The organism is Micromonospora orduensis (assembly GCF_006228125.1).
Lineage (GTDB): Bacteria > Actinomycetota > Actinomycetes > Mycobacteriales > Micromonosporaceae > Micromonospora > Micromonospora orduensis.
In genome coordinates this window covers 1-23,379 of sequence record NZ_VDFY01000191.1, presented here as the reverse complement: position 1 = coordinate 23,379, position 23,379 = coordinate 1, and the positions used below count along the sequence as shown (strand labels likewise).

Here is a 23,379-nt window from a genome sequence, read left to right as displayed (position 1 = left end):
GGGGACGGCGTACTAACCTCGGCGCCATGAGCCGACCTGCCGGCACCGGCCGATCGTCGCTGTGGCGGGACCGCACCTTCGGCACGTACTGGGTCTCGCAGTCGCTCTCCGCGGCCGGTGACGCGTTCGCCTACCTGGCGGTGCCGCTGCTGGTGCTCCAGGCGACCGGGTCGGTGGCGCGGATGGGTCTGCTCACCGCCGTCGCGGGCGCCGCGTCCGTCGTGGCCGGCATCTTCGGCGGGGTGCTTGTCGACCGGTACGACCGCCGCACCCTGATGATCGCGGCGGACCTGGCCCGGCTGGTGCTGTACGCCCTGGTGCCGCTGGCGTGGCTCGCCGGCCCGCAGGTGTGGCTGCTCTTCGTCGTGCTGCCGATCTGCGAGGCGGCCGGCATGGTGTTCCAGGTCGCCGCGGTGACGGCGGTCCGCAACCTCGTCGACGCCGACCGGATCACCGAGGCCAACGGCCGGTTGCAGGCGACGTACGCGGCGATGGCCGTCCTGGGGCCACTGCTCGCCGGTGTGGTGTCGGCCCGCTTCGGCCCGGCGACCGCCATCGCCGTCAACGCGGGAAGCTTCGCGCTCTCCGCGGCCGGTCTGTGGCTGATCCGACTGCGACCCGTCGAGGTCGGCGACGACGCGACCGGATTGCGACAGCGCCCGCTGGCCGAGTTCCTGGCGGGGGCGCGGTTCCTGTGGCGACAGCCCGTGCTCCGTGCGCTGACCGTGCTGCTGTCGGTGTTCATCTTCCTCACCTACGGCTTCACCGACGTGTTGATCTATCACGTCACGCACGACCTCGGCGGCTCCGAGGGCACCGTCGGCACGGTGCTCGGGGTGGCGGCCCTGGGAACGGTGGCCGGCGCGCTGCTGGTGGCGCCACTGCGTCGCCGGCGCGGCTTCGGCGTCACCTGGATCAGCGCGCACACGATCTGCGGGTGCGCGGTGGCCGGCGTGGGCGTCGCGACGAGCGTGCCGGCGGTCACCGCGCTGACCGCGGTGTACCTGTGCTGCCTCAGTATCGGCGGGATCTGCTCGATGTCGCTGCGCCAGGAGATCACCCCTGATCACCTGCTCGGTCGGGTCACCTCGGCGTTCTGGAGCACGCACTACTCGCTGGGGCCGGCCGGCGCGGCGGTGCTGACCTGGTCCGCCGGCAGGTACGGCGTCCAGGCCGTGATGCTGGCGGCGGGCGCGGGGTGCCTGCTGGTCGCCATCGGTGGGTTGTCCACCCCGATCCGCCGCGCCGGCGCGGAGCCGGCCAGCGGCCAGCGGGTGCTCCGTCCTGCGCCGGCCGGCGGCTCGACTGGTTGAGACACTGTGGAGCCGAGCACCACCACCGCCCCGACCGTTGAGGGTCGGGGCGGTCAGAACTCCAGGTACATGACGTGCAGGCCGACCCGGCCGAGGGTGGGGTGGCGGAACGCGCCAGGCACCGTGCCGACCACCTCGAAGCCCTCTCGCCGGTAGATGTCGACCGCCGACCGGTTGCTCTGCGCCACGGCGTTGAACTGCATGCCGGCGTACCCCCGGGCGCGGGCCCAGGCCAGCGCGTCGCGGCACAGCGCGGTGCCCACGCCCCGCCCGCGCGCGTCGGCGGCCACCATGAAACTCGCGGTGGACACGTGCGCGCCGGGCCCGGGGCGGTTGGTGCCCATCTTCGCGGTGCCGAGGACCCGCCCGCCGTCGACCGCGACGACTGTCCGACCCGGCGGGGGCTCCACCCACATGTCGTACGACTGCTCGGCGGTCATCGCGGGGTCGTAGGTGAACGTCTCCTGTGCCCGGATCACCTCCGCGAAGATCGGCCACACCTGCGCCCAGTCCTGGTCGACGAACTCGCGAATCAGCACCGGGGGAGGTTAGGCCCCCGGCGGGGGTCGGGCAATCCGTTAACGGCAGGTGCATCCGCGGGGCGTACCCGGTGCGAAGCATGGATCGTGACGAGACGTCACGGATCCGCGCTTCGACGAAAGGCCCGCTGATGAAGATCGCACGACTCGCCGCCAGGATGGCGGTGGGCGCCATGGCCACCGCGCTGGCCACCACGGCCGTCGCCGTGCCGGCCGCTTCGGCGAACGGCAAGGCCAAGCCGCTCGGCACGACGTCCCTCGCCCAGGTGCTCACGAAGGACACCAGCGGCTTCGACCGCAACTCGCGTGACTTCGACGTGCTGACCGCGGCCGTGCTGGCCGTGCTGGAGGCCAAGCCGAACTCGCCGGTCAAGGTTCTGACCGACGGCACCGTCGCGGTGACCGCGTTCATCCCCACCGACGCGGCCTTCCAGCAGTTGGTACGCGAGATCACGGATTCCAGGAAGCTGCCGAGTGAGAGCGCCGCGTTCGCCGCGGTCGCCGGTCTGGGCATCGACACCGTGGAGAACGTCCTGCTCTACCACGTGGTGCCGGGCGCCACGATCGACCGCAAGACGGCCGTGCGCGCCGACGGCACGGACCTCACCACGGCGCTCGGCTCGACCATCGAGGTCGACGTGCGGACCTACCTGTACATCTTCCGGCAGGTGCGGCTGATCGACGCCGACACCACCGACCGCAACGCCCGCGTCGTCACCTTCGACGTCAACAAGGGCAACCGGCAGATCGCGCACGCCGTGGACCGGGTGCTGCGCCCGATCGACCTGCCCTGAGCAGGGTCGGGGCGGCGTCCGGCCCCGCGCCGGGCGCCGCCCGCGTCGACCCTCAGACCGGGCCGAGCGCGCCGATCTCCTCGCCCAGCAGGACCGCCAGCCGATCATGGCGCCCGGGATGGCTGCCCGGAGTCATGCCACGGCTCGGCATCTCCACGGTCATCAGCAGGTACAGGTGCAGCCGGTACAGCGCGAGACGGCGACGCGCCGAGTCGTCCAGGACCAGCGGTTCGGCGCTGGCGGCCCGGTAACCGTCCAGCAGGGGATGGTCCGGCTCGTCCTCGACGCGTCGGAACAGCCGTGGCGAGACCAGGTCCAGCAACGGGTCCCCGTAGAGGTACCGTTCGCCGTCGACCAGGCCGCAGAGCCGCAACCGGCCGTGTGCGTCGGGCGCGGCCAGCACGTTGCCGTCCCAGCAGTCGAAGTGCAGCAGGGCCGGCCGGCGTACCTCGTCCAGCACGTCGGCGTGCCGCCGCACCAGGGCGTGCAGGTCGTCCCGGGTGACCGGCAACGGGACGTTCCAGTCGGCCGCGTCGGCGAGCAGCGCGTCGAGCATCGCGGTGAACGCCGCCCGCCACGTCGCCCCGCTCGCCCGCCCACCGTCATAGCCGAACCGGTCGCCGGTGACGCGGTGCAGCGCGGCGAGGGCCACCCCGAGGTCGTACCGCGCCGGGCCGTCGTCGACGCCGCGTCCGGACACCTCGTACAGGGACCGGCCGGGCAGCATCGCGGTGACCAGCCATTCGCCGTACGCCGGGTCGGTGCCGTGGTGCAGCACCGCGGGCACGGGCACCTGCGGCGCCCGCTCGGCGACCAGCCGGAAATATCGGGCCTCGGCCGCGCAGAGCCCCCGTTCGTAGCGCAGCAGCGGCGTTCCGGCCGGCGGGGCCACCTTCAGCACCACCCGTCGGTCGTCGTCGAGCGACGCCCACCACACCGTGGCGTACCCGCCGCCGGTCAGCGGGCCCGCCTCGAGGACCCGGGACCGTGGGCCGAACGACGCGCGGACCAGGTACGCCACGTCGTCCGTCGTGAAGGGACGCTGCGTCGGGCTGACCACTGTCACGACGCGGTGTCGGCCCGCCGCGCCCGGGGCGCCGGCCGGGGGGAGCGCGCGGCGGGACCGGTGGTGTCCCGGCGGATCAGCTCGGCGGGCAGCAGCTCGACCCGGGGGGACAGCGTCTCCGCGCCGAGCACCAGCGACATCGCCCGTACCCCCATGTCGACAAGCGGCAGCCGCACGGTGGTCAACGGCGGGGTGACGTCCCGGGCGATCGGCATGTCGTCGAAGCCGATCACGGAGACCCGCTGCGGCACGGGCAGCGACCGCGCCCGCAGGGTGGCCAGCGCGCCGATGGCCATCGAGTCGTTGAGCGCCACGATCGCGGTCAGCTCCGGGTCGGCGTCCAGGAGGCGGGCGGTGGCCTCCGCGCCGCCGTCGCGGTCGAACTCGGCGTACCGGATCCGCCGCTCGGGCAGGTCCCGGCCCTGTTCGCCGAGGGCCTGGCGGAGCCCGGCCAGCCGGTCGGTGGTGGTGGTGAGGATGCGCGGGCCGGCGACCACGCCGATCGCCCGGTGCCCCAGCTCGCACAGCTCCCGGCCGGCCAGGTACCCGCCGGTCCGGTTGTCGGGCATCACCGCGTCGCCGGAGTGCTCGTGCCGGCCGATCACCGCGACCCGCCCACCGGTCGCCTCGTACGCGGCGAGCTTCTCGTTGAGCTGCCGGGTGAACGCCTCGTCGTGGTAGCCGGAGCCGGCGAGGATCAGCGCCGCCACCTGGTGGCCGCGCAGCAGCTCCACGTACTCCAGTTCGCGGTCGGGGTCGCGGTAGCTGTTGCAGATCATCAGCAGCCGGCCCTGGTCGGTGGCGACGCGTTGCAGGCCACGGGTGATCTCGGCGAAGTACGGGTCGGAGACGTCGTGCACGATCACGCCGACCGCGCTGCGGTGCGAGCGGGCCAGCAGTTGGGCGTGCGCGTTCGGCACGTACTGCAACTCGGCGACGGCGGCCAGCACCCGCTCGCGCAGCTCGTCGGTGACCGGCTTGCTGCTGCCGTTGATCACGCGGGAGGCGGTGGCGGGTGAGACACCCGCTCGTCGTGCCACGTCGGACAGGGTCGCCATGGCCGCCCCCTCGATCTGTTGACGGCTTTTCGCCGTGCCGGCTAGCGTCACGGTACCGCAGTGAAAGCCCTTTCCCGCAGGGAGGCCCGGCCGTGTCCGATCCCTTCGCGGTGCGTCAGTCCGATCCCTTCGCCGCGCTGCCCGGCGGCATCGGGGTGTCCCGACTGCGGGTCTACGACACGGTCGCGCCGGACGGCGTGGTCGGCGGCACCCCGCACGTGCACCTGTGCTGCACCGAGGGGTACGTGGTGACCGACGGCGAGGGCGCGGTGCAGACGCTCACCGCCGACGGCTACCGGGAGACGCCGTTGCGACCGGGCGCGGTGGTCTGGTTCCGGCCGGGCACCGTGCATCGCCTGGTCAACGGCGGCGGGCTGACCATCGTGGTGCTCATGCAGAACAGCGGCCTGCCCGAGGCCGGCGACGCCGTGCTCACCTTCCCGCCCGAGGTGCTGGCCGACCCCGGCGCGTACGCCGCCGCGGTGGCGCTGCCCGACGGGGGAGCGCCGGGCGCCGACGTGCGGGCCGCGTACCGCCGGCGGGATCTGGCCGTGACCGGCTTCCAGGCGCTGCGGGCCGGTGGCCCGACGGCGCTGGCCGCCTTCCACGACGCCGCGCTGGCGCTGCGCCGACCGCTGCTGGGCGGCTGGCGGCGGCGGTGGGCGGCCGGCGCCGGCCGTGCCGCCGCCGGCACCGGCGAGCAGCTCGACGCCCTGGAGCGGGGCGACGCCGGTCATCTGGGCGACGCCCGGGTGTACGCGGTGGGCGAGCCGGTCGAGCGGGGCCGGCTGGGCATGTGCGGTCTGCTGGACACGTACCCGGCGACCGGCTGATCGTCCCGCGGGGACGGTTGAGCCGGCGGCACGAACACATCGAGGAAAGGCCTTGCCTGCTTCTCGGGTGCCGCCTACGCTCCAGGAAAGCGTTTGCCTGATCCGCCGATCGGCCCGGCCCACGGGTGTGCCGAACTCCGAGGAGGTTCCGTGTGACCGAGAACGCTCTGCACACGGCAGGCCCGGTGGCCGCCGCCACGGCGGCCACCGACGACGCTCGGACGTCCACCGTGGCCGGTCCTCCGCCCCGCGCCGGAGGCCGCCCACCGCGACCCACGCTGGGCCGCCGCGCGGCCGCCGTCGCCGACTCGCTCTGGCGCCCGGCGCTGGTGCTTGTCGTCCTGTTCGCCGCGTGGTGGTTCGTCGCCGCCCGGGAGTACGTGCCGAACTACCTGGTGCCCACCCCCGGCCAGGTGTGGACCACCATGACCGGGCAGTGGTCCGAGCTGGCCCGCCACACCCTGGTCACCCTCTACGAGACGGTGCTCGGCTTCGTCCTCGCCGCCGCGCTGGGACTGGCCGCCGCGGTGGGCATCGCCTACTCCCGCACCCTGGACAAGGCGCTCTACCCGATCGTCCTGTTCGCACAGGTCATCCCGAAGATCGCCATCGCCCCGCTGCTCGTGGTGTGGTTCGGCCTCGGCCTCACCCCGAAGGTCATCCTGGCGGTGCTCATCGCGTTCTTCCCGGTGGTCATCTCCGGCGTGGCCGGCCTGCGCTCCACCGACCCGGAGCTGCTCGACCTCGCCGCCACGATGGGGGCCGGCCCCTGGCGGACGTTCCGCAAGATCCGTTTCCCGAACGCGCTGCCACACCTGATGGCCGGCCTCAAGGTGGCCGTCACCCTCGCGGTGGTGGGCGCGGTCGTCGGTGAGTTCGTCGGCGCCAGCGAAGGGCTCGGTTACGTCCTGCTGCTGGCCAACGGCAACCTCGACGCCGCGCTGCTGTTCGCCGACCTGATCCTGATGTCCGCCATCGGCATCGTCCTGTTCGTCCTCGTCGAGGTCGCCGAGGCCCTGCTCATCCCGTGGCACGCCAGCCGTCGCGCCGGCGTACCGCTGACCACCTCCTGACCGACCCCATCACGGAGGCACCGATGAAACGCACCGCCACCACCATCCTGGCCACCGCCGCACTGCTCCTCGCCGCCACCGGCTGCGGCGGGGGCGACTCCGCCGGCGACACCAACGCCGACGGCAGCAGGCAGGTCACCCTCACCCTCAACTGGGTGCCGTACGGCGAGCACGCGCCCTTCTACTACGGCCTGCAGAAGGGCTACTACTCCGCCGAGGGCATCGACCTGAAGATCCTGCCCGGCAACGGCTCGGGCAACACGGTCAAGCAGGTCGCCCAGAAGCAGACCGACTTCGGCTGGGCGGACAGCCCGGTGCTGCTCAAGTCGGTGGCCAGCGGCATGCCGGTGCGCAGCCTCGGCGCGTACCTGGAGAAGGGCCCGTCCTCGGTGGAGTTCTTCACCGAGGAGAACATCAAGACCCCGGCCGACCTCAAGGGCAAGACCGTCGGCGGCACCCCCGGCGACGCCCTCTACGCGACCTTCCCGGCGTGGCTGGAGAAGAACGGCCTCAAGAAGGACGACGTCAAGGTCGTCAACGTGGACGCGGCCGGCAAGATCGCCGCCCTGGCCGAGGGCAAGGTCGACGCGATCATGGGCTTCTTCCACGACCAGGCGCCGACCATCGAGAGCAAGACCGGCAAGAAGGTCGACGTGCTGCTCTTCGCCGACTACGGGATGAACCTGCTCGGCACCGGCCTCATCGCCAACACCCAGACCCTCCAGAAGGACCCGGAGCTGGCCCGCAAGTTCGTCCGGGCCACGCAGAAGTCGTGGGCCGACGCCGCCCGGGACCCGGCCGGCGCGGTGAGCGCGATGACGGCACTGGCCGAGAACGAGCCCGCCCCCGAGGTGCTGACCAAGCAGCTCACCCTCAACCTGCCGCTGATCGGTGCCGACGGCCCGCCCGGGGTGAACACCGAGGCCCAGTGGAGCGAGACCATCGACCTGATGACCCGCTACGCGGAGCTGAAGAACCCGGGGGCGCCCGACGCGTACTGGGACGCCTCCTTCGCGGCCCAGGGGTGACCCGGTGACCACCGCGCCGGCGCGCGCCGGCACCGCCATCGGGATGGCCGGGGTGACCGTCCGGTTCAGCTCCCGACGGTCCCAGACCACCGCCCTGGACGACGTCTCGCTGGACATCGAGCCGGGGGAGTTCGTCACCATCGTCGGTCCGTCCGGCTGCGGGAAGTCCACCCTGCTGAAGATCGTCGCCGGGTTGGTCAAGCCGACCAGCGGCGAGGTGTCGCTGCTGGAGCGCCCGGTACGCGGCCCGCAGAAGGACATCGGCTTCGTCTTTCAGAAGGCCGCGCTGTTGGAGTGGCGCGGCGCGCGGGCCAACATCCTGCTGCAGGCCGAGATGCGCGGCATGGACCGGACGCAGGCGGCGCGCCGGGCGGACGAGCTGATCGAGATGACCGGCCTGGCCGGCTTCGAGAGGGCGTTGCCGCACGAGTTGTCAGGTGGCATGCAGCAGCGCGTGGCCCTCTGCCGCGCCCTGCTGCACGCCCCGCCGGTGCTGCTCATGGACGAGCCGTTCGGCGCCCTGGACGCGCTGACCCGGGAGCAGATGAACGCCGAGCTGCACCGGATCTGGCGGGAGACCGGCACCACTGTGGTGCTGGTGACCCACTCCATCGCCGAGGCGGTCTTCCTCGGCACCCGGGTCGTCGTGATGAGCGCCCGGCCCGGCCGGATCGTCCGCACCTTTGCGGTCGAGCTGCCGACGCACCGCGACTACGCGCAGGTGATGTCGGATCCCCGCTTCGACCGACTCGCCACCGACCTGCGCGGGTTGCTCGGCAGCGCGGCCGCCAACCACTGAGGACGCGGGATCGGCACGACCAGCACGACGGAAGGAACACCATGACCCGCAGGTCGATCGGCATCATCGTCAACGGCGTGACCGGAAGGATGGGTTACCGGCAGCACCTCGTACGCTCGCTGCTGGCTATCCGCGAGTCCGGCGGCGTGACGCTGACCGACGGCACGACCATCTGGCCGGAACCGGTCCTGGTCGGGCGCAACGAGACGAAGCTCCGCGAGCTGGCCGAGCGGCACGGCCTGACCGACTGGACCACCGACCTGACGTCGGCGCTGGCCCGGGACGACGTCGAGATCTACTTCGACGCCCAGGTCACCCAGCAGCGGGAGAAGGCCATCCGGCAGGCCATCGAGGCCGGCAAGCACATCTACACGGAGAAGCCCCTCGCGGAGGACACCGCCGCCGCGCTCGACCTGGCCCGGGCCGCCGACGCGGCCGGCGTACGCACCGGCGTCGTGCAGGACAAGCTCTTCCTGCCGGGGCTGCGCAAGCTCAAGCGGCTCGTCGACGGGGGCTTCTTCGGCCAGATCCTGTCGGTGCGCGGCGAGTTCGGCTACTGGGTCTTCGAGGGCGACTGGCAGCCGGCGCAGCGTCCATCGTGGAACTACCGGGCCCAGGACGGCGGCGGCATCGTGGTGGACATGTTCCCGCACTGGCACTACGTGCTGGAGGAGCTGTTCGGCCGGGTCAACGCCGTGTCCTGCGTGATCGCCACGCACGTGCCCGAGCGGGTGGACGAGGCCGGAAGCACGTACGCGGCCACCGCCGACGATGCCGCGTACGCCGTCTTCGAACTCGACGGCGGGGTGATCGCGCAGATCAACTCGTCCTGGACGGTGCGAGTGTACCGCGACGAGCTGGTGGAGTTCCAGGTCGACGGAACCGAGGGCAGCGCCGTCGCCGGCCTGCGCAACTGTCGGGTGCAGCACCGCGCGGTCACCCCGAAACCGGTGTGGAATCCGGACCTGCCGGTCACCGAGGACTTCCGCGCCCAGTGGGCCGAGGTGCCCGACAACGAGGAGTTCGACAACGGCTTCAAGGTGCAGTGGGAGGCGTTCCTGCGGCACGTCGTGGCCGGCGAGCCGTTCCGGTGGGACTTCCTGGCCGGCGCGCGCGGCGTGCAGCTCGCCGAACTGGGGTTGCGCGCGGCCCGCGACGGCGTCCGCGTCGAGGTGCCGGAGCTACGGGCGTGAGCGCCGCCGAGGTCGTACTGCCCGGGGGGCGGCGTCATCGGCTGGCCGGCGGCAGTGGGTTCGCCCGTCCGGCCGCGCCGGCCACCAGCCGTATCGCGTACGCCGCCGCGCACGTGGTCGCCGACCCGGGCGCGGAGAACGTGCCGGGCGCCCCGGCGGCGGTGGACTGGGACACCACGCTCGCGTTCCGGCGGCACCTGTGGTCGTACGGGCTGGGGGTCGCCGAGGCGATGGACACCGCCCAGCGGGGGATGGGGCTGGACTACCCGGCGACCCGGGAGTTGGTCCGGCGCAGCGCCGCCGAGGCCCGTGCGGTGGGCGGCCGGATCGTCGCCGGCGTCGGCACCGACCAGCTGCCGCCCGGCCCGGCCACCCTGGCCGCGGTGACCGCCGCGTACGCCGAACAGCTCGACGACGTCCGCGCGGCCGGCGCCCGGCCGGTGCTGATGTGCAGCCGGCACCTGGCCGCCGCGGCGCGCGGCCCGGAGGACTACCTGCGGGTGTACGACGAGCTGCTCAGCGCCTCCGGCGAACCGGTGGTGCTGCACTGGCTGGGCCCGATGTTCGACCCGGCGCTGACCGGCTACTGGGGTGCGGCCGATCTGGACCTGGCCGCTGACACGGTGGTCGAGCTGATCAAGGCGCACCAGTCCAGGGTCGACGGCATCAAGGTGTCGCTGCTGGACGCCGACCGGGAGATCGCGTTGCGCCGTCGCCTGCCGGCCGGGGTCCGGCTCTACACCGGTGACGACTTTCACTACCCGGAGCTGATCCGGGGGGACGAGGTGGGCCACTCCGACGCGCTGCTCGGGGTGTTCGCGGCCATCGCGCCGGCCGCCGCCGCCGCGCTGGCCGCCCTGGACCGGGGGGACCTGCCGGCGTACGACGAGATCTTCGCACCCACCGTGCCGCTGGCCCGGCACCTGTTCGCGGCGCCGACCTGGCACTACAAGACGGGGATCGTGTTCCTGGCCTGGCTGGCCGGGCACCAGGACCACTTCACAATGGTCGGCGGCGCGCAGTCTGGCCGGTCTCCGGCGCACCTGGCCACGCTGCTCACCCTGGCCGACGCGGCCGGGTTGCTGCCCGACGCCGAGCTGGCCGCCGCCCGCGCCCGGGCGCTGTTCACGATCGCGGGGGTAGCTCGGTGAGCGCGAGGAGTGAGCCGGTTTTGCGAGCCCCGCAGTCGCGAACGGAAGGTGGCTCGGTGAGTCTGGAGCGGTTCTCGTTCAACCAGGCCACCGCCCAGCGTTGGCCGCTGCCCGAGGTGGTGGCCGGCTGCGTGGCGGCCGACGTGCCGGGCATCGGCTTGTGGCGGGAGCCGGTGGCCGAGTACGGGCTGGCGCGCTCGGCGAAGCTGGTCCGCGACGTCGGCCTCACCGTCACCTCGCTGTGCCGGGGCGGCTTCTTCTCCAGCGACGACTGGCTTTCGGAGAACCTGCGGGCCGTCGAGGAGGCGGCCACGCTGGGCGCCCCGGAGCTGGTGCTGGTCTCCGGCGGGCTGCCAGCCGGAAGCCGGGACGTCGACGGCGCCCGACGTCGGGTCGCCGACGCGATCGGCGAGCTGGCCCCGCATGCGGCGGCGGCCGGCGTACGACTGGCCATCGAGCCGCTGCACCCCATGTTCGCCGCCGACCGCTGCGTCATCGCGACCCTCGGCCAGGCGTTGGACATCGCCGAGCGGTTCGACCCGGCGGTGGTCGGCGTGGTCGTCGACGCGTACCACGTCTGGTGGGACGACACGGTGTACCCGCAGATCGCACGGGCAGGCGCGCGCATCGCCGCGTTCCAGGTCTGCGACTGGGTGACCCCGCTGCCGGAGGGTGTGCTGCTCGGTCGGGCGCTGCCCGGCGAGGGGTGCATCGAGCTGCGCCGGCTGCGCGAGGCGGTGGACGCGGCCGGTTACGCCGGGCCGATCGAGGTGGAGGTGTTCTCCGCCGAGGTGTGGGCGCGTCCGGGTGCGGAGGTGCTGGACGCGGCGATCGCCGGCTACCTGCGCCACGTTGTCTGAGCGACCGTCCGACGGCGGGCCGGGCGGCGCGCGGACGCCCTCGCTGAACGAGGCACCCGGACGGCGCTGGCCGTCGGCGGTCGGCGCCTGGCTGGGCATCGGTACCGCACCGGCCACCCTGGTGCTCGGTGCGGCCATGGCCGCCCGGCACGGCGGCGCGGTGCCGGTGACCGGGCTGCTGGTCGGCGGGGTGCTGATGGCGGCGCTGCTCTGGGGGCAGGGCCGGATCGGCCTGCGCCGCCCGCTCGGCGACGGCGGGACGTTGACCGCGGTGCTGCCCGCGTACCTGGGTGACGCCTCGCGGGTGCTGCTGGCGGGGGTGCTGGCCGTGACGATGGTCGGCTGGAACGGGTTCAACGTCGGTCTCGGCGGCGCGTCCCTGGCCGCGTTGACGCACCTTCCGGCCTGGACCGGGCCGGCGCTGCTGGAGGTGGCGGTCCTCGCCGTCTCCTGGGCGCCGGCCCGGTTCGGCAACCGGATCGCGGTGTTCACCACGCTCAGCGCGGCGGTCCTGGTCGGCTGGTGCCTGACCGTACTGCCACCACCCGGCGCGCCGGTCCGGCTGACCGCCGGCGGGCTCGCCGACGCATCCGCGCTGATCGGGTACGCCTCGGTGTTCGCGCTGCGCGCACCGGACTTCAGTGTCGGCCTGGCCCGCCGGCGGGACCTGGCCTGGTGCGTGGGACTGCTGATCGGGCCGGCGCTACTCGGGGTGCTCGCCGGCGCCGGTCTGTGGCTGCGTACCGGCTCGGCGGACGTGGTCGCGCTCCTGGCCGCCGGGTCGGGGCTGGCCGCGTACGCGAATCTGTTCGTGGCGGTGGCGGTCTTCGCCGCGGCGCTGACCACGACGTACTCCGGGGCGCTGGCCCTGCGCGGCCTGGCTCCCCGGTTTCCGGCGCGTACGGCGATGCTGCTCGTCGCGGTGCTGGGCGGAGTCCTGGCGGTGGCGCGATTCGACCGGCTCGTGCTGCCCTGGCTGACGCTGCTGGCCGCCGCGCTGCCGGTGCTGGTGGTGCCGATGGCGACCGAGGCCGTGGCCCGGCGGCGTGGCCGCGCCTCGCGGACCGTGCCCGCCTGGTGCTGGGTGCCTCCGGCGCTGCTCGCGGTGACCTGTGCGCTCGCCGGGGTGGATTCCGCCCCGCTGCTGGGGTTGCTGCTCGCGGGGGCGTGCACGGTGCTCTGGCGGCTCCGCGGTTGACCCCGGTACCGCCACCGGGCCCGGTGCTCCGGGTCTGCCCGGCCGGTTCCCGCCGAACGGTCCAGGGCGTACGTGGGATCTGGTCTGCGGAGTCGCCTACGACCATCGCCCGAGCTTGAGAACTTTTCGTCTCAGGTCTGGCGACCGTCCGGTCACACGTGGATGTCGAGGTGGCTCGAGCATGAACCGGTCGGTCGCCTCGTCGTCTCTCCCGACCGCGCCACGGCACCGGGTCGGGCCGCCTCCCATCGAGACACCCGCGTCGATGTATCTGATCAAGAACCCCGAGGTGGGACCACGTCGTGCCCGGCGATCAGTCCCGCCGGGGCGCCGTGCCCCCTCCATTCGCCCGACGACCTGCGCCGGCAGGGTCCGGGAACCGGTGGCGCCGACGGCCGCGCCGGGCACGCCAGACACCGGAAAGCGGGGTAGCGCGGTTCAGAACGATCATGCAATGCTGGCCGCCCCTCCAGACCCGGATCGGGCACCTCCACCTGTGGCGGTGCCCTGATTCGCCGTGCGCTAGCCCGGAAAGGCGCAGACAGATCGCCATGCCAAGTCTGATCATGCAGGTTGTCGCGCACGAGGACGACGACCTGCTGTTCATGAATCCCGACGTGAGCGCGAGCATCGCGGCCGGTGTTCCCAGCGTCACCGTGTACCTGAGCGCCGGCAACCTCACCGGCACCGGCACCACCGACGCGCAGCGGACCCGCAACCGGCAGCGGGGGGTCCAGGACGCCTACGCCCGAATGGCCGGAGTGACGACTATCGCTCCGAGTCAGGCCGACTGGTTGGGCGACCTGCTCACGATCGCGGGTAGGCAGGTGGAGCGTTACCGGTTGACCGCGCGCCCGGACGTGGTGCTGGTGTTTCTCAACCTGCACGACGGCCAGTTGGCCAACATCTACAGCGGGACGACCGACACGTCGGTCATTCCGGAGGCCGGGGTGGTGACCACGTCGTTCTCCTACAAGCGGGCCGACGTGGTAGCCGTGCTCAGCGGCCTGCTCGCGACGTACCAGCCGACGGTGCTGCGGTTCCAGGACCTCGACCCCGATGTTCGGTACGGCCCGCAGGAACACCCGGACCACCGCGCGACGGTGCGCTTCATCACCGATGCGGCCACGTCGTCGTCGAGCAAGGCGATCCAGGTCAGCTACCGCGATTACGAGATCAGCCAGTCCGTGGCCAACCTGTCGGCGGCCGCGGTCGCCGACAAGACCGCCACGCTCAGCCTGTACGCGAGCTACGACGTGAAGTACGCGCCGAACAACTGGCCGGCCCGGGCGTACCGCCGGTGGGCTCGGGGGACCACCTGGGTCGGGCACAACGCGGACGGACGGCTCCAGACCTTCGTCGTCCGCAACGGGGTCGTCCACACCCAGTGGCAGACCGTGGGCGGCGCCTGGTCGGCGCCACTCGCCATGGGCGGGGCCGGCGGTCCGCTCGCACCGACCATCGCCGTCGGCAACAACGCCGACGGTCGTCTCGAGATCTTCGCCCGCCGCCTCTCGGACCACCACATCGTCACCACCTTCCAGACCCAGCCGAACGGCGGCTGGCTCGCGTCATGGGTGGATTTCGGCAGCCCCAACGCGGGACTGAGCAACGCCGACCAGATCGGCGTCCCGACGGCGAGTCGCAACGCGGACGGCCGGATGCAGATCTTCGTGAAGAACGGCGGCGGAGGACTCAGCGCCAAGGCCCAGACCACCGCCAACGGCAGCTGGGGCGGCTGGACCGATCTGCGGGGGTCGGACGCGCAGGACGCCATCGCCGCGATTCTCAACCCGAACGGCCGGATCGAGGTGTTCGCCGCCACCAGGACCGGCGTCCTGCACTGGGCACAGACCCAGCCCAACGGAGCTTTCGCTCTCAACACGCTCCCGACTCCCGCTCCCGCGAGCCCGCCGCAGGTGGCGATCGGAGCGGACAACCTCCTGCGGCTGGCCTACCGACAGGAGAGCAGCGCGGAGGTGGCGATCTTCCGCCAGTCGTCGTCCGGCGGCACGTTCGACGTGACGCCGACGATCGTGACCGGCCAGACGGGAACGGGTGAGGTCGCGATCGTCAGCAACCGGTCCGACCGGAACGCGCCGGTCACCCTCTTCGCGCTGGGCTCGGACACGGCGGTGAGCGTGAACATGGAGTCGACGCCGGGCGGCCCGTACGACGACGCCTGGACCCCGCTGGATGGTCCGACCATCGACTTCGCCGCCGCGATGGACGCCGCCGGCCTGATCAACGTCTTCCGTATCGGTGCGGACGGTCTGGTCAACGTCAGCCGCCAGGACAGCGTCGGCGGGCGCACGTTCGATCCCTGGCAACCGCTTCCCGCGTAGGTCCCCGGCGCCGGCCGGCCGGGCCGGCGTCGGGACCCACGTACTGAAAGAACCCTGGAGCGCCCGCTCCGGGGATGCCATCGACTGCCCGGGGCACGGGCACGATTCGCACGGGGGAACGCACAATGCGTCGTCGCAGCTTCGTCATGACGTCTGCCGTGACCGGTATCGGATGGAAGATCCCGCTGCGGGAGCCGACGCCTTCGCAGCCCGCCGGGCCGGCCTCCGCGGCTGCCGCACCGGAATCCGCGTCGACGCCGGGCGCCTTCGGTCGGGCCGGGGTCTTCGTCCGGCGCGCCGAGATCCGGCACCCGACCGCGGACACGCAGCGGCAGGCAGCCCAGCCGATGCCGCGCCTGCAGGGCATCCGTCTGGCGGACAACCGCGGCGCCGGCTACGTCCGGTCGGTCCTTGACTTCGCCCTGCCCGGCCCACTCACGGCCACCCCGGCCGCGCTGGCGTCGCTGCGCTTCTACACCGTGCTGGCCGACCCTGACCCGCAGCTGCGGCGCTCGATCGTCGACGCGCCGTACACCGTGCACCTGGAGGTCGGGCGCAGCGACACCATCCTTGGGCAGAGGCCTGTGCCGCAGCGGGACCCACTGGTCCTCAACACCACGGTCTGGCACGCCGAGGGCATGTGCTTCGTCCAGTTCGGACTCGCCCGGCCGGTGAACTTCCGGGTGACCGAGAAGGGTGATCAGCTGCTCGTCGACTTCCAGGCCTGACGGGCCCTCGCCGAGGCGTGCCTCCTGCTCCCGCCGCGCCGGAAAAGTGATCCAGGCGCGCTGACACGTCGTGATCTCATGCGCACCGGCGATCCGTAACACCGCGCAAATCGACGATTAACCGTCGACGGCTTAGGTGGGGGAGCGCTCCCACTGGCGGATCGCGATCGATGAGGGCAGCTCCACATAGGAGCAGGTGGAAGGAGCCTCGTGGCTACACGCACGAGCGGGAACAGGCTGCGAAGACTGGCGCTACCGGCGCTGGTCGTCGCCATGATCACCGGCACAACCGGTGTAGCGGGATCGGCATCGGCGGCCCCCGGAGAAGGGCCGCCCCACAGCGGCGTGGGCTACTTCTCGGGCGGGTCCGACCGGAAGGTCACCCTGACCGACGGGGCGGATCGTCGCCCCGACAGCGAGCGCGCGGACAGCCCGAAGGCCGCCGTCGACGCGAGCGGAACGGGTGTGTACGTCGTCCAACTGGCCGAGGAGCCACTGACCACGTACGTCGGCGCGACCTCGGGGCTGACGCTGACCCGTCCCGCGCCCGGCAACCGTCTGGACGTGACGTCGGGGCCGTCGCAGGCGTACCGCCGCCACCTCGACGCCCAGCGGACCGCGGTCGCCAGCGCGGCCGGTGTCCAGGTCAAGGCGGCGTACACCACCGCCTTCAACGGGTTCTCGGCGAAGCTGACCGCCCAGCAGGCGACCGCGTTGCGGGCGGACGCGCGTGTCCGTGCCGTCACCGCCGCACAGGCCCTCGGCACCCGCTCGAAGGCGCCCGTCGCGGCTGCCCCGGCCACCTCGACCCCCGCCACCACGGCCGGGGCCCACCCGTCGCCGGCCGACCGCACGGCCAAGCCGGCCAAGCCCGGCCCCGCCACCGGCGCGGGCATGGTGATCGGCATCCTGGACACCGGTATCTGGCCGGAGAGCGCGTCGTTCGCCAGGAAGATGGCCGCCCCCGCCGGCTGGCGCGGCACCTGCCAGACGGGCGTCGCCTTCGTGGCCGAGCACTGCAACGGCAAGATCGTTGGTGCGCGGTACTTCGCCGACACGTGGCTCGCCGGCGGAGGCTCCGTACCCGAGGGTGAGGTGCTGTCTGCCCGCGACATGGCCGGGCACGGCACGCACACCGCGTCCACGGCGGCGGGCCTGCCGATCTCGGACGTCACGATCGACGGCCGGCGCTTCGACCCGATCTCCGGGGTGGCGCCGGACGCCCAGATCGCCGTCTACAAGGTGCTCTGGGGCGCCATGGGCTACGACGCCGACATCATCGCCGGCATCGACGCGGCCGTCGCCGACGGCGTGCAGGTCCTGAACTTCTCGATCGGCTCGCAGCTCGGCGACTGGGAGGCCAACACCCCCATCGGCATCGCCTTCCTCAACGCCACCCTGTCCGGGGTGTTCGTGGCGGCGTCGGCCGGGAACACCGGCATCGTGAGCGGCGCCATCAGCAACGCGGCGCCCTGGGTGACCACTGTCGGCGCGGCTGTGACGAACCTCGACGAGGCGACCGTCAAGCTGGGTGACGGCACGAAGCTGGTCGGTGGCTCGCTGGACGCGTTGCCCGGTGGCGCCTCGCGGGCGATGGTCTTCGGCGAGCAGGCCGGATCACCGGATCTCGGCGCGGTGTACTGCGAACCGGGCAGCCTCGACCCTGCCAAGATCAAGGGCAAGGTGGTCGCCTGCGCGCTGTCCGACACGTTCGGCTCCGCCGCCGAGGTCAAGGCCAAGGGCGGCGCCGCGATGGTGCTGTTCGACCCGGTCGGCAACTACCGGGTCAACTCGATCTACAACTTCCCGGTGGTGTACCTGCCGACCGAGAAGCAGGCCGGCACCTTGTTCAACTACCTGATGCGCCACCCCACCGACGCGACGGTGTCCCTGCGCAGCGGCGGTGACGGCTCCAGCGTCCCGGGCGTACCCAGCGTCGCGGACTTCTCCTCCACCGGACCGGACAAGGTGACCTTCGGCGTCTTCAAGCCTGACCTGGTCGCGCCGGGGTCGGACATCATCGCCGCGGTGTCACCGGCGGGCAACTTCGGGCGGCAGTACGACGCGTACTCGGGCACCTCGATGGCCTCGCCGTACGTGGCCGGGGCGGCGGCGATCCTGCGCGCCACGCACCCGCAGTGGTCGCCGGGCGCGGTCGCCTCGGCGCTGCGGACCACCGCCACCGACACCGTCGGCACCAGCAGCCCTCTGGACCAGGGGAGCGGTTTCATCAACCTGGCCGGGGCCAAGGACCCCGGACTGGTCATCGAACCGACGGCGGCAGAGCTGACCGGGTTCAGCGAGAGGGCCGCACCCGACGGCAAGGAACTCAACCTGCCGGCCATCTCGCTGCGCGAGTACGACGGCACCCGCCCGGTGACCCTCAGCCGCACCCTGACCAACGTGGGCAAGGAGCGCGAAACCTACCGTTCGTCGGTGTCCGGCCTGCCCGGCATGAAGGTCACAGTCACGCCGGCGTCGGTGACGCTGGCGCCGGGGAAGTCCGCGACGGTGACCATCACGCTGCGCCGGGGCAGCGCCCCCTGGGACCGGTACGTGACCGGATCGATCACCTGGAAGGGCAGGGCGCACAGCGCCCGGATCCCGGTCGCCGCCCGCCCGTGGGGGATCAGCCCCCGGCCGTACGGTGACGACGGCGAGGAGTTCGGCCGGATGACCAGCGGCTCCTTCGGCATGATCCAGCCGGGCTTCACCGGGCCGCTCACGGGTCGCAGCACCGGCTACACGCCGGTGCGGCGCACGTCGTACTCGATGCCGGCAGGCGTCTACGGTGGCGTGTTCGACCCGAGCGCCTCCGGTGTGAAGACTGTCGACTTCACCGTGCCGGCGAACACCGCAGGCATCATCGTCGAGGCCACCACCGAGGACCCGAACACGAACCTCGACCTCTACCTCTACAAGGGCGACACCCTGGTCTACAGCAGTGACAGGTACTGGACCAGCCTGGAGCAGGCGTACAAGTTCCTGCCCGAGCCGGGGCGCTACACCGCGTACGTGTTCGCGCAGGTGCCCGGCGGCCCGGTCGTCGACTTCGAACTGCGGCACGCCATCATCGGTGGCAACGCCACGTATTCGCCTGCCACGTTGACCCTGCCGTCGACGACGGAACGCGGTCAGAGCGTCAACTTCACGTTGAAGCCGAACGGGCCGCTGGCCGAGGGCGACTTCTGGGCGTACACCGAGTGGAGCACCAACGGCACTGTCATTCCCGGCAACCTCGTCTCCACCCAGCAGGGTGCCTGGCAGTAGTTCATGACGGAGCGCGGGGCGGTGCCGTTGGGCACCGCCCCGCATTCGTCAGCGCTGCCAGGCGTCGATGGTCCGCACGCCGTCGCGCACGGTCCGGTCCAGGATGTCGGGGTTGCCGCTGCTGCCTTCCCAACCCTGGTCGTCGAAGACGGTCACGACCCCGTCGACCCGGGCCACGGCGATCTGGCTGGAGGCGTCGCCGCCGGTCCGCTCGCCGTTGAGGCTCGTCTCCGCCCACGTACGGGACACCAGCAACGCGTCGTCACCGACACCGGGCAACGCCCGGCTCTTGACCGCCACCGGGTTGCCGCCCTGGTCGTACGAGGGGCACGCCCGCACCGCGTCGCGGAGGCGTTGCAGGTAGGCCACGGCGCCGTCGCCGTCGAAGGTGAAGATGGTCTGGTGGATCATGCCCTGCGGCACGTTGGTGTCAGGTTCGCCTGACTTCTTGTACGTGACAGTCATCGCCGCGCTCGCGGTGACCTGCCGGCCCCCGGTGCCGAACTCGTTGCCGCACAGTTTTGGTAGGGCCTCGGCGACGGGCGTCGTGCGTCGGGGCGACTTCCGCAGCTCGGCGGGCAGCTCGACGAAGGCCGACGTCGGGATGGTCGTCGGTGCGCTGGCGGTCGCGGACGGCGGGTCGGCCGGGCTCGTACCGGCCGAGGCGGTCGTCGGCGACGCGGCCGACGACACCGGATCGGACTCGTCCCCGCCCGTGGTGCAGGCCGTGCTCAGCGCGACGGTGCCGAGCAACGGTAGGACCAGCGCTCGGATGGTCCGCGGCAGTGCGTGCCGGCTCATGTTCTCCCCCTCACCTTGCCCTGAGCAGTTCCCCGCGACACGTCAGCGGAAACGATCAATACCGTCGGGCCGACTGATGTCGGCCGGATCGGACGAGCCTCGTCTCAGGACGGGCCGAGGGTCTGCCGCCGCATCGGTGAGCGCAGGATCGGCACCCACACCAGCGCGAGTGCGGCACAGGCGACCCAGGTGGCGGCGCGCGGACCGGCGTGAGCGCCGACGGATGCCGCCGTCGCCGCGCCCAGCGTGAGCGCCCCGCTGAATATCACGCGCAGGGTCCCGTTGACCCGTCCCAGAAGCCGTGGCGGTGTGACGTGCTGGCGGAACGACATCAACACCACGCCGTCGAAGCCGACCTTGAAGATCACCAACGCCCACGCGAGTGCGGCGGCCAGCCCGGGTATCGGCTGGCCGACGAGCGGCAACACGAGCGAGGCCGGGGCGACGCTCAGCCCGATCCCCAGGACCGAGCGGCCGGGGCCGAGGCGCCTCGACAACCGCTCACCAGACAGTGCCCCGAACAGACCACCGGTTCCGCCGGCGGCGAGGAAGAGGCCCAGTTGGCTGTCCGACCAGTGCAGTTCCTCCACAAGGAGAAGCGGCAGCATCGCGACCGTGCCTGCGGTGGCGAAGTTCATGAGCGCGCCGGCCACGGCTATCGCCCGTAGGGCGTGATTGCGCCGGACGAACGAGAGGCCCTCCCGGACCTCGGCCGCGAGCGAGCGTCGTACGACGACCCGGGGCGGCTCCGGCCGCTCGATGCGGCGGATCCACAGCGCCGACCACAGGTAGCCGAGTGCCGTCGCGACCAGAACCACCGCCGCTGTCGACAGGCCGATCAGCCACCCGGCCAGCGCCGGGCCGCCGATCAACGCCATCTGGTCCACGACGCCGAGCCGTCCGTTGGCCGCGACCAGGCGCCTGCCATCGCCACCCCCGACAAGGTCTGGCAGGTGACTCTGCATCGCGACGTCGAAGAAGACCGTCGCGACGCCGTTGAGCAGGACCACCACCCAGAGTTGGGTCATGGTCAGCGCGGAGGCCGCGGCGGCGATCGGCACCGAGCCGATCAGCGCGAAACGGATCAGATCCATTGCGATCATGACCGGGCGACGAGCGACCCGATCCAGCCACGCGCCGGCCGGCAGGCCAAGCAGGAGGAAGGGAGCGGTGCCGGCAGCGGCGAGCGAACCCGCCGCGCCCGGACCAGCGCCGAGCGATGTGATGGCGACGAGCGGCACCGCCACCTTGGCGATGTTGAAGCCGCCCTTCGCAGCGACAGCGGCGACGAGGTAGCGAGCGAAGTCGCGGGGCAGGGCACGGGCGGCGTCCCGGCTACGGCCACGGACGTGTGGGATCGACATGCCCGGACCATCGACGTCGGCCACCCGCACGCGCCAACGATTCATACTACGGTGAATCCTCGTGGAGCGAATCTGATGCTGCGGTTGTCGTTGTCCCTGGCCGATCTCGCGAGCATCAGGTTCGCGATCTCCCCCGCCTGGGAGGTCGTCGCGAGCCTGCGCGTCCTGCGCGATCCGGGCGCGCACGCCGTACACCTGCCCTGGGTGACCCGGCACCGGGCCGCGGTGCTCGCCGCACCCGACCTTCGTCAACTGCGCGACCTGGTGATCGCGCCCGACCAGAAGCTGCCGGGCTTCCTCGCGCCGGCGCCGTACTCACCCGTCGCCGAGCCCGAGGCCGAGTTCGCAGCGGTGCGGCACACACCGACGGCACTCGTGCGTCAGGACCTGGAGACGGTGTACGGCGACCGGCTGCCGGCCTCGCTGTCCGACCTGCGCCGCGCGCCGCGCCGGGCCCTGCCGGCGATCGTGGCCCAGATGCGCAGCTACTGGGGGCTCACGCTGGCGCCGCACTGGGGGCGGATCCGGGGGATCCTGGAGGCCGACGTGATGTTTCGGGCGCGGCGGCTGGCGGACGACGGCCCGCACCGGATGTTTCCTGAACTCGATCCCGCGATCTCCTGGTCCGACGATGTCCTGTCGGTGGACCGGCCCAATCTGGACCGGGGGTACGCACTCGGTGGTCGTGGCCTTGTGCTCGTGCCGTCACTGTTCGCGTGGCCGAACGTCTTCGTCAAGGCGTCCGAGCCGTGGGCTCCGGTGCTGCGATACCCCGCTCGGGGCGTGGGCTCGATGTGGCACAGCGACACGCCCGGCGCCGATCTCGCCCCCGTGATCGGCCAGGCTCGCGCAGCCCTGCTGGCCGAGCTGACGACTCCGACGACGACGTCGCTGGCCCGCCGCACCGGGCTGATCCCGAGCGGAGTCTCGGCGCACCTCTCGCGGCTCACGGCCGCCGGCCTGGTCACTCGGCAGCGAGCCGGGCGTCTGGTCTTCTACGTGCGGACCCGGCGAGGTGACGCGCTCCTCGGTGACTGATCCGTGGCGGCTGGAGCGCGTCGGGGCCGAGGATCAGGGCATCGCCGAGGTGCCTGGGACGCCCTCCCCGCGACGCTTCAGCGGGAACGGGCGATGCCGCCGAGCCGACCGGCGCCAACGAGGGCGTAACCGAGGGAACGATCGCTGAAGTATTTCCACTCCTGTCGCCGGATCGCGTACGGGTGCCGACACGCGCGTACTCGCCAGCTTGATTCGGCCTGAGCCGACAAACTACTCGACTTCGACCTCGGTGCGATAGGCAGTCAAGCCGCGTCGCTGATAGTTGCGTAGTGCGTTCGGATGGTCCAACGAGCATGTGTGCAGCCAAACCCTGCGGACAGCCGGAGACTCCACGGCTTCACTGTCCCATGCTTGCCTGATGGTCAGCGTCAGCGCATGGCCGCCGAGACCCATCCCGACATATTCGGGCAACAGTCCAAAGGCCGTGATCTCTACATCTCCGTCAGGCTGGGGTTCCACATTTGCAACCCCCACGGTCTCGTCCTTCAGGGTGAGGAACCGGTACTGGCGCAGCGGACGACACCGCATCAGCTCCTGCCACTCCTTGTTCGTCCGAGAGGCACTCCGCCACCCGTAGGGGGCTCCGACCTGAGCATTGGTGGCACGCACGAGCGGCAGGCCACCGTCAACGCGCCGTAGGAGAAGATCCGGCACCACCTTCCCAGGTCGCAGGTCCTTGGCGTTGTTCATCTCCAGGTAGGTGACAACCATTGCCATCCCGGCAGGCTACCCATCGTTCCGAGTAGGGCCCAACACGAGCACTTCTGAAACACGGCCTAGCTTGATCTTTAACCTGTGCGTCGTGGCCTCGGGCTATTCGGGGTCTTCGTTTTCTTGGTGTTGCTGTTCGGCTTGTTGCTGGTGGCGGCTGTGACGATGTGGACGTCGTGGCGGGCGGCTCGGTGGC

At 71.9% G+C, this 23,379-nt stretch carries 20 protein-coding genes; 14 read left to right on the top strand and 6 right to left on the bottom strand.

Going from position 1 to position 23,379, the window contains the following annotated elements; genetic code table 11:
• Window positions 1-26: 26 nt before the first annotated feature.
• A complete protein-coding gene (locus FHG89_RS22145; protein WP_139586335.1) occupies window positions 27-1,313 on the top strand; it encodes an MFS transporter in 1,287 nt (428 codons plus the stop codon).
• A 53-nt stretch (window positions 1,314-1,366) separates the two neighbouring features.
• Here FHG89_RS22145 and FHG89_RS22140 read toward each other — a convergent pair whose 3' ends face one another.
• Window positions 1,367-1,852, bottom strand: a complete 486-nt coding sequence (locus tag FHG89_RS22140) for a GNAT family N-acetyltransferase (RefSeq protein ID WP_139586334.1) — start codon at window positions 1,850-1,852, stop codon at window positions 1,367-1,369.
• Window positions 1,853-1,983: 131 nt separating this feature from the next.
• Between FHG89_RS22140 and FHG89_RS22135 the strand changes: the two genes are divergently transcribed.
• Window positions 1,984-2,646 carry a fasciclin domain-containing protein gene (locus FHG89_RS22135; RefSeq protein ID WP_208761053.1) on the top strand — a complete coding sequence of 221 codons (663 nt, stop codon included), beginning with the start codon at window positions 1,984-1,986 and terminating at the stop codon, window positions 2,644-2,646.
• Between the two features lie 52 nt (window positions 2,647-2,698).
• Here FHG89_RS22135 and FHG89_RS22130 read toward each other — a convergent pair whose 3' ends face one another.
• Both FHG89_RS22130 and FHG89_RS22125 read right to left on the bottom strand, forming a co-directional pair.
• Window positions 2,699-3,712 carry a phosphotransferase family protein gene (locus FHG89_RS22130; RefSeq protein WP_341874269.1) on the bottom strand — a complete coding sequence of 338 codons (1,014 nt, stop codon included), beginning with the start codon at window positions 3,710-3,712 and terminating at the stop codon, window positions 2,699-2,701.
• Window positions 3,709-4,770 carry a LacI family DNA-binding transcriptional regulator gene (locus FHG89_RS22125; protein ID WP_139586332.1) on the bottom strand — a complete coding sequence of 354 codons (1,062 nt, stop codon included), beginning with the start codon at window positions 4,768-4,770 and terminating at the stop codon, window positions 3,709-3,711. The genes FHG89_RS22130 and FHG89_RS22125 overlap by 4 nt, the downstream gene beginning before the upstream one ends.
• Window positions 4,771-4,862: 92 nt before the next feature.
• On the opposite strand from FHG89_RS22125, the gene FHG89_RS22120 reads away from it, so the two are divergent.
• The 11 genes from FHG89_RS22120 to FHG89_RS34185 all read left to right on the top strand — a co-directional run bounded on the left by FHG89_RS22120 (window position 4,863) and on the right by FHG89_RS34185 (window position 19,248).
• Entirely contained in the window at window positions 4,863-5,603 is a 741-nt protein-coding gene (locus FHG89_RS22120; protein ID WP_244295712.1) for a cupin domain-containing protein, read from the top strand.
• 152 nt (window positions 5,604-5,755) lie between these two features.
• The gene (locus FHG89_RS22115) at window positions 5,756-6,676 is read left to right on the top strand and encodes an ABC transporter permease (protein ID WP_139586331.1); all 921 of its coding nucleotides are present in this window, start codon (window positions 5,756-5,758) and stop codon (window positions 6,674-6,676) included.
• Window positions 6,677-6,699: 23 nt separating this feature from the next.
• Complete coding sequence (locus FHG89_RS22110) at window positions 6,700-7,704, top strand: ABC transporter substrate-binding protein (protein WP_139586330.1); 1,005 nt, start codon at window positions 6,700-6,702, stop codon at window positions 7,702-7,704.
• A gap of 43 nt (window positions 7,705-7,747) precedes the next feature.
• On the top strand, window positions 7,748-8,503 hold the full coding sequence (locus FHG89_RS22105; protein ID WP_425280203.1) for an ABC transporter ATP-binding protein: 756 nt from the start codon (window positions 7,748-7,750) through the stop codon (window positions 8,501-8,503).
• A gap of 41 nt (window positions 8,504-8,544) precedes the next feature.
• Entirely contained in the window at window positions 8,545-9,696 is a 1,152-nt protein-coding gene (locus FHG89_RS22100; protein ID WP_139586328.1) for a Gfo/Idh/MocA family protein, read from the top strand.
• Entirely contained in the window at window positions 9,693-10,847 is a 1,155-nt protein-coding gene (locus tag FHG89_RS22095; RefSeq protein ID WP_139586327.1) for a dihydrodipicolinate synthase family protein, read from the top strand. The genes FHG89_RS22100 and FHG89_RS22095 overlap by 4 nt, the downstream gene beginning before the upstream one ends.
• A gap of 62 nt (window positions 10,848-10,909) precedes the next feature.
• The gene (locus FHG89_RS22090; RefSeq protein WP_167517491.1) at window positions 10,910-11,707 is read left to right on the top strand and encodes a sugar phosphate isomerase/epimerase family protein; all 798 of its coding nucleotides are present in this window, start codon (window positions 10,910-10,912) and stop codon (window positions 11,705-11,707) included.
• A complete protein-coding gene (locus FHG89_RS22085) occupies window positions 11,700-12,905 on the top strand; it encodes a purine-cytosine permease family protein (protein WP_139586325.1) in 1,206 nt (401 codons plus the stop codon). The genes FHG89_RS22090 and FHG89_RS22085 overlap by 8 nt, the downstream gene beginning before the upstream one ends.
• Window positions 12,906-13,456: 551 nt before the next feature.
• Window positions 13,457-15,250: a DUF8189 domain-containing protein gene (locus FHG89_RS22080; protein ID WP_167517488.1), complete on the top strand. Its 1,794-nt coding sequence runs from the start codon at window positions 13,457-13,459 to the stop codon at window positions 15,248-15,250.
• Window positions 15,251-15,408: 158 nt separating this feature from the next.
• Window positions 15,409-15,978, top strand: coding sequence for a hypothetical protein (locus FHG89_RS22075; RefSeq protein ID WP_139586323.1), 570 nt, complete (start codon window positions 15,409-15,411; stop codon window positions 15,976-15,978).
• A gap of 345 nt (window positions 15,979-16,323) precedes the next feature.
• Window positions 16,324-19,248, top strand: a complete 2,925-nt coding sequence (locus FHG89_RS34185; RefSeq protein WP_208761052.1) for a S8 family serine peptidase — start codon at window positions 16,324-16,326, stop codon at window positions 19,246-19,248.
• 48 nt (window positions 19,249-19,296) lie between these two features.
• Here FHG89_RS34185 and FHG89_RS22065 read toward each other — a convergent pair whose 3' ends face one another.
• The gene (locus FHG89_RS22065; protein WP_139586321.1) at window positions 19,297-20,049 is read right to left on the bottom strand and encodes a hypothetical protein; all 753 of its coding nucleotides are present in this window, start codon (window positions 20,047-20,049) and stop codon (window positions 19,297-19,299) included.
• 104 nt (window positions 20,050-20,153) lie between these two features.
• Window positions 20,154-21,599, bottom strand: a complete 1,446-nt coding sequence (locus tag FHG89_RS22060; RefSeq protein WP_139586320.1) for an MFS transporter — start codon at window positions 21,597-21,599, stop codon at window positions 20,154-20,156.
• A gap of 18 nt (window positions 21,600-21,617) precedes the next feature.
• Here FHG89_RS22060 and FHG89_RS22055 point away from each other — a divergent pair, with 18 nt between their 5' ends.
• Complete coding sequence (locus FHG89_RS22055; RefSeq protein ID WP_208761051.1) at window positions 21,618-22,451, top strand: ArsR/SmtB family transcription factor; 834 nt, start codon at window positions 21,618-21,620, stop codon at window positions 22,449-22,451.
• A 231-nt stretch (window positions 22,452-22,682) separates the two neighbouring features.
• Here FHG89_RS22055 and FHG89_RS22050 read toward each other — a convergent pair whose 3' ends face one another.
• Window positions 22,683-23,189 carry a GNAT family N-acetyltransferase gene (locus tag FHG89_RS22050; RefSeq protein WP_139586318.1) on the bottom strand — a complete coding sequence of 169 codons (507 nt, stop codon included), beginning with the start codon at window positions 23,187-23,189 and terminating at the stop codon, window positions 22,683-22,685.
• Window positions 23,190-23,379 lie beyond the last annotated feature (190 nt).

What these genes read in the sequence shown, in the direction of transcription:
- FHG89_RS22145 (WP_139586335.1), top strand. Translation starts at nt 27, where the DNA reads ATGAGCCGACCTGCCGGCACCGGCCGATCGTCGCTGTGGCGGGACCGC.
- FHG89_RS22135 (WP_208761053.1), top strand. Translation starts at nt 1,984, where the DNA reads ATGAAGATCGCACGACTCGCCGCCAGGATGGCGGTGGGCGCCATGGCC.
- FHG89_RS22125 (WP_139586332.1), bottom strand. Translation starts at nt 4,770, where the DNA reads ATGGCGACCCTGTCCGACGTGGCACGACGAGCGGGTGTCTCACCCGCC.
- FHG89_RS22110 (WP_139586330.1), top strand. Translation starts at nt 6,700, where the DNA reads ATGAAACGCACCGCCACCACCATCCTGGCCACCGCCGCACTGCTCCTC.
- FHG89_RS22105 (WP_425280203.1), top strand. Translation starts at nt 7,748, where the DNA reads ATGGCCGGGGTGACCGTCCGGTTCAGCTCCCGACGGTCCCAGACCACC.
- FHG89_RS22100 (WP_139586328.1), top strand. Translation starts at nt 8,545, where the DNA reads ATGACCCGCAGGTCGATCGGCATCATCGTCAACGGCGTGACCGGAAGG.
- FHG89_RS22080 (WP_167517488.1), top strand. Translation starts at nt 13,457, where the DNA reads ATGCCAAGTCTGATCATGCAGGTTGTCGCGCACGAGGACGACGACCTG.
- FHG89_RS22065 (WP_139586321.1), bottom strand. Translation starts at nt 20,049, where the DNA reads ATGAGCCGGCACGCACTGCCGCGGACCATCCGAGCGCTGGTCCTACCG.
- FHG89_RS22050 (WP_139586318.1), bottom strand. Translation starts at nt 23,189, where the DNA reads ATGGCAATGGTTGTCACCTACCTGGAGATGAACAACGCCAAGGACCTG.